General features: G+C 66.1%; 4 protein-coding genes. 2 read left to right on the top strand and 2 right to left on the bottom strand.

All coding sequences use genetic code 11. The features are described from left to right. On the top strand, positions 1-1,588 hold a 1,588-nt coding region (locus tag VLF18_RS11405; RefSeq protein ID WP_325279744.1), incomplete at its 5' end, for a hypothetical protein. A gap of 109 nt (positions 1,589-1,697) precedes the next feature. After that, the gene (locus VLF18_RS11400; protein ID WP_325279743.1) at positions 1,698-2,501 is read left to right on the top strand and encodes an arginase family protein; all 804 of its coding nucleotides are present in this window, start codon (positions 1,698-1,700) and stop codon (positions 2,499-2,501) included. 496 nt (positions 2,502-2,997) lie between these two features. On the opposite strand, the gene VLF18_RS11395 is transcribed toward VLF18_RS11400, so the two are convergent. Together VLF18_RS11395 and trmY are read right to left on the bottom strand one after the other, a co-directional pair. Next, the gene (locus VLF18_RS11395) at positions 2,998-3,345 is read right to left on the bottom strand and encodes a DUF2200 domain-containing protein (RefSeq protein ID WP_325279742.1); all 348 of its coding nucleotides are present in this window, start codon (positions 3,343-3,345) and stop codon (positions 2,998-3,000) included. A 169-nt stretch (positions 3,346-3,514) separates the two neighbouring features. Then, on the bottom strand, positions 3,515-4,156 hold a 642-nt coding region (gene trmY, locus VLF18_RS11390), incomplete at its 5' end, for a tRNA (pseudouridine(54)-N(1))-methyltransferase TrmY (RefSeq protein WP_325279741.1).

Genomic DNA, 4,156 nt, shown 5'->3' with positions numbered 1-4,156 from the left:
CCCGCCGTCGCCGCGTCCGGAACCGTCGCCGCTCGTGCCGTACGAGCTGCCGGACTTTGCCGCCGGGAACGCCGATCCGGTCGATATGCACGGCACCGCTGCCGACACGTTCTCGAACCGCTCGCCGCTGCCGGGCGGCCGCGATCCGCTGCCGTCGGATCTGATCCGGGGCCGCACGAAGATCTCCGGACCGCTGACGGTCGGCCAGCTCGTCGACGTCAACGTGTCGCTGGGTTGCTCGAGCGCGCTCGACCTGCGCAAGGCGCGTGTCGAGGCGATCACGACGCCGCAGTCGACGGGCCAGCAGGTGCTGTACGCGCTGCAGGAAGTCGAAGAAACCAGCTCCGGCGCCGGCGACTGGCACCCGGTCGTCCCCGGCGGTTTCCAGACCGTCGATTTCCAGAACATCATCGACTCGATGGTGCAGGCACCTCCCGGCTCGACGCCCGTCGGCAGCGGTTCGACGCCCAGCTCGCTGCAGAAGACCGGCATGATCGACATCGCCACGGCGAACTTCGGCGAGCTGACCGATCTCGACGCGAACGGCGGCGTGATCGTGCTGTTCACGAAAAAGATGAACGAGCTCACGGCACCGGCGAGCTCGCAGATGGTCCCGGGCATGTTCCAGTCGCGCGACCTGTTCTCGTCGGCGCCGGGCAGCTGTCCCGCGAGCAACGAGAGCGAAATGCTCTACATGATGGTGCCGGACCCGACCGGGTCGGTGAACAGCAACGTGCGCACGTATTCGCAGGTCTACGGCAACGCCGGACCGACGATCACGCACCACTACGAGCATCTGCTGAGTGCGACGCGTCATATCTACATCAACGGCGCGCCGCAGCTCGAACAGATGTGGCTCGACGAGGCGCTCGCCTACATGCTGCAGAGTCTCGTATTCCACAACATCACCGGAATCGCGCCGCGCAGCAACATCATCGTGTCCAACCTGACGACCGGACCCAATGCGGCGCAGCGCGTGGCCGCGTTCAACACCTACGAGAACCCGATGTTCGGCGGGGCGCGAGCGTTCCTGCTCCAGCTCGGCGGGAGCAACGGCAACAAGCGCTTCGGCCCGCTGCGCGAGAACCCGCACAACGCCGGCACGACGCCGACAGTCCATGAAAATGCCGCGATCAACTACATGGGTACCTCCATGTTCCTGCGCTACCTGATCGACCGGAAAAACACCGGCGATGCGGTGCAGCTCGGCGCACTGCTGAATTCGACGGCGGTCGGCCGCGCGAACCTGCAGGGCGTCATGGGCGCGGGCGTGGACCTCGACGACTGGGCGCGCGATTTCCTGATCGCGCTGTATACCGACGACGCCGTCGCCGGCGTCGCACCGGAGTACACGATCCCGACGTGGAACTACCGTTCGATGTACATCGCGCTGAATGGTACGTATCAGTTGACTGTCAATCCGCTGACCGACGGCGTCGCGTTGTCCAACTTCGTGCTCGGTCCCGGCGGCGGTACGCGCTATGCGCGCTTCGGCATCGCCGCGGGGCAGACCGCGACGATCGTCCTGACCCAGGGCGGCGTCTCGCCGACGGCGCCGCTGACGACGGCGATCGTGCGGACGAAGTAAGGTCGTCGCTGCGGCCTCCCTCTGCCGTGGAATGCGGTAGAGGGAAGCTGCGATGTGTAGAAGAAAACGTCGCCGCGTCCGCACGCGCGACAACGCACGAGGCAGTCCGATGCAATCGACGTCGAACGCGTTCGACCTGGTCCTGGCCTATCCGCAGTGGCAGGGCTCGGGGCGACATCAGAACCTTGCACGCGGCGCCGCAGCCGCGGCGGATGTCTGCGGTCGTTTCGCGCCGCGGACGCAGGTTCCGGCCAGCGATGCCGACGGCGATGCGCACGGCGTCCGGCGCTGGCATGCGATCCTCGAACAGTTCCGCAGCGCGCAGGATCTCCTCGCGCGCTCGGGCGCGCGGCGCGTGCTGACGGCCGGCGGCGACTGCGCGGTCGACGTCGCGGTGATCGACTATCTGCACCGCGTCCATCCCGGACTCACGGTGATCTGGATCGACGCGCACCTCGACGCGAACACGCCCGAGACCTCGCCGAGCGGCAGCTTCCACGGCATGCCGGTCGCCGCGATTCTCGGCCGCGCGCCGGCGCCGATGCGGCCGTTTCTCGGCGCGCCGATCGACCCGGCCCGATTCCGCTATTGCGGCATCCGCGTCGGCGACGACGGCGACTGGGCGCTGCAGCGCGAACTCGACCTGAAGACCTTCGCGCCGGAACATCCGTTGCGCGGTCCTGTACATATCCACTTCGATCTCGACGTGCTCGACCCGCGCGAATTCCCGTATCTGGCCTATACCGACGGCGATCTCGCCGTCGACGACGCCGTCGCGCTGGTCGCTCGCATCGCGCGCGAAGCCGATCTCGTCGGCTTCACGGTGACCGAATTCTCGCCGGCGGATGCGCGCGAGGCGGAGGAGGGGAGCCGGGTGATCGAGCGGCTCTGCAGGGCGGCTTGCAGGCGCTGAGACACGGACCGGCTGCGGTTTCGCACAGTCAGCGGGATTTTGCCGTCGGGTTCGCGTGACGCGACGCGTGCGGCGCGCGTTCCGTCGGCGCAGGCAACGTTGAAATATTTTCTAAGAATTCACAGCGCGAATTTCTGGCCCGCAGGTCGGGTTTCCGGCCGGCATGGCGGATCCGTGGCGCAGATCCGGCATGCGATAGACCGTACGGCAGCGGTATGCCGCGTGCGCGGGCAAATGCGTAGGATGCGGCCGCCGTGCAAGGGGCGCGGTCGTCTGCCGAGGCATGCCGCAGCGCCGCTGGCGCCTCGGTGCGCCTGGTCTCGCGACGAAATCCAGCCGAAATTTTTTTCAACGTATTTGCGGAACAGGACACTGGCGTCTGCGGGAAGGCACGGCCGTTCGGCAATCGCGACGGCATCGCGACAGCGCGTTGCCGTCCGCGACGGATGTTTCTGCGAACGATCGGCGACGACGCGATCTTCCGGGCGGCGCGCGGCTACTTCCGCAGGATCTTCTCCATCGCCTTGCCCTTGGCCAGTTCGTCGACGAGCTTGTCCATGTAGCGGATCTTCCGCATGAGCTCGTCGTCGATGGCTTCGATGCGGTGACCGCAGATCGTGCCGGTGATCTTCGACGCATTCGGATGAAGCTGCGCCTGCGCGAAAAACGTCTGCAGGTCGTTTCCCGCGTCGATCTGCCGCTGCAGACCCTGTGCGTCGTAACCGGTCAGCCAGCCGATCACGGTGTCGAGCTCGGCTTTCGTGCGTCCCTTCGTCTCGGCTTTCTTTACGTAGAGCGGATAGATCTTTGCGAACGGGAGGGCAAATACCTTTGAATTTTCCATGGCGAGACCGGCGCGTGTCAGCTGGCGGGCGGGAGTGCCGAGTTTGCCAGGGCGAATGCCGGAATGCGCAGGCTGCGGCCGGCAACGACGAGAGCACGGCGCACGGTTGAAACGAGCGCCGGCGCTCCGGCTCCGGCGATTCCCGATTCGCGGCGACCGATTCCGGCCGCTAACGCTGATCCAGTTCATGATGGATCAGCACCACGCACTGCGAGGCGAACAGCATCTTCGATCCGAGCGAGATCTTCTTCGCTCCCTGGCGCTCGAGACTGTGGAAGGTCTTCTTCGGCATCGGGATGTGGTCGGTCAGCAGGAAGCAGGGATCCGCGGCGAACGTCTGTTCGCGCATCGGCGTCCCCTTGCGGTCCATGACATAGAGCGGGCTGTGTTCGGCGAGCTCGGCGACGAGCCGCTCGAAACTGATCGTGCGCACGACGACGCCGGTCTCCACGGGCCGCGTCTCTTCCTTGCCCATTCCCCGGGACACGTCCAGCGCCTTCGCGATCTTGCCGAGCAACGCCTGCTCGTGAAAGCCGCCGATGTCGTGCATTTCGCTTGCGTCGAAACGGATCGTTCGCGAGTAGTCCTGCGTGCTCTCCAGGACCAGGTACACGACGACGTCGGGGCGATGCGACTGCGCGACGAAGATGGCGTTCATCAGCGTGTGCGCGAGGATCTCGGTGTGCGCCTCCTGGCCGACTGCGGCAAGGAGTTTCTGACTGTCCGTGGGTGCCGCCCGGGCTCTGAGTACGAAGGTTCGCATGCTCGCAATCGGTCTGGTTTCAATGTCGCGGTTTCGGTAGCGGCGGGG

Origin of the sequence: Tahibacter sp. (genome assembly GCF_035481375.1) — a bacterium.
Taxonomy (GTDB): Bacteria; Pseudomonadota; Gammaproteobacteria; order Xanthomonadales; family Rhodanobacteraceae; genus Tahibacter.
This window is presented reverse-complemented; position numbering and strand designations above follow the sequence as displayed.

What these genes read in the sequence shown, in the direction of transcription:
- VLF18_RS11395 (WP_325279742.1), bottom strand. Translation starts at nt 3,345, where the DNA reads ATGGAAAATTCAAAGGTATTTGCCCTCCCGTTCGCAAAGATCTATCCG.
- VLF18_RS11400 (WP_325279743.1), top strand. Translation starts at nt 1,698, where the DNA reads ATGCAATCGACGTCGAACGCGTTCGACCTGGTCCTGGCCTATCCGCAG.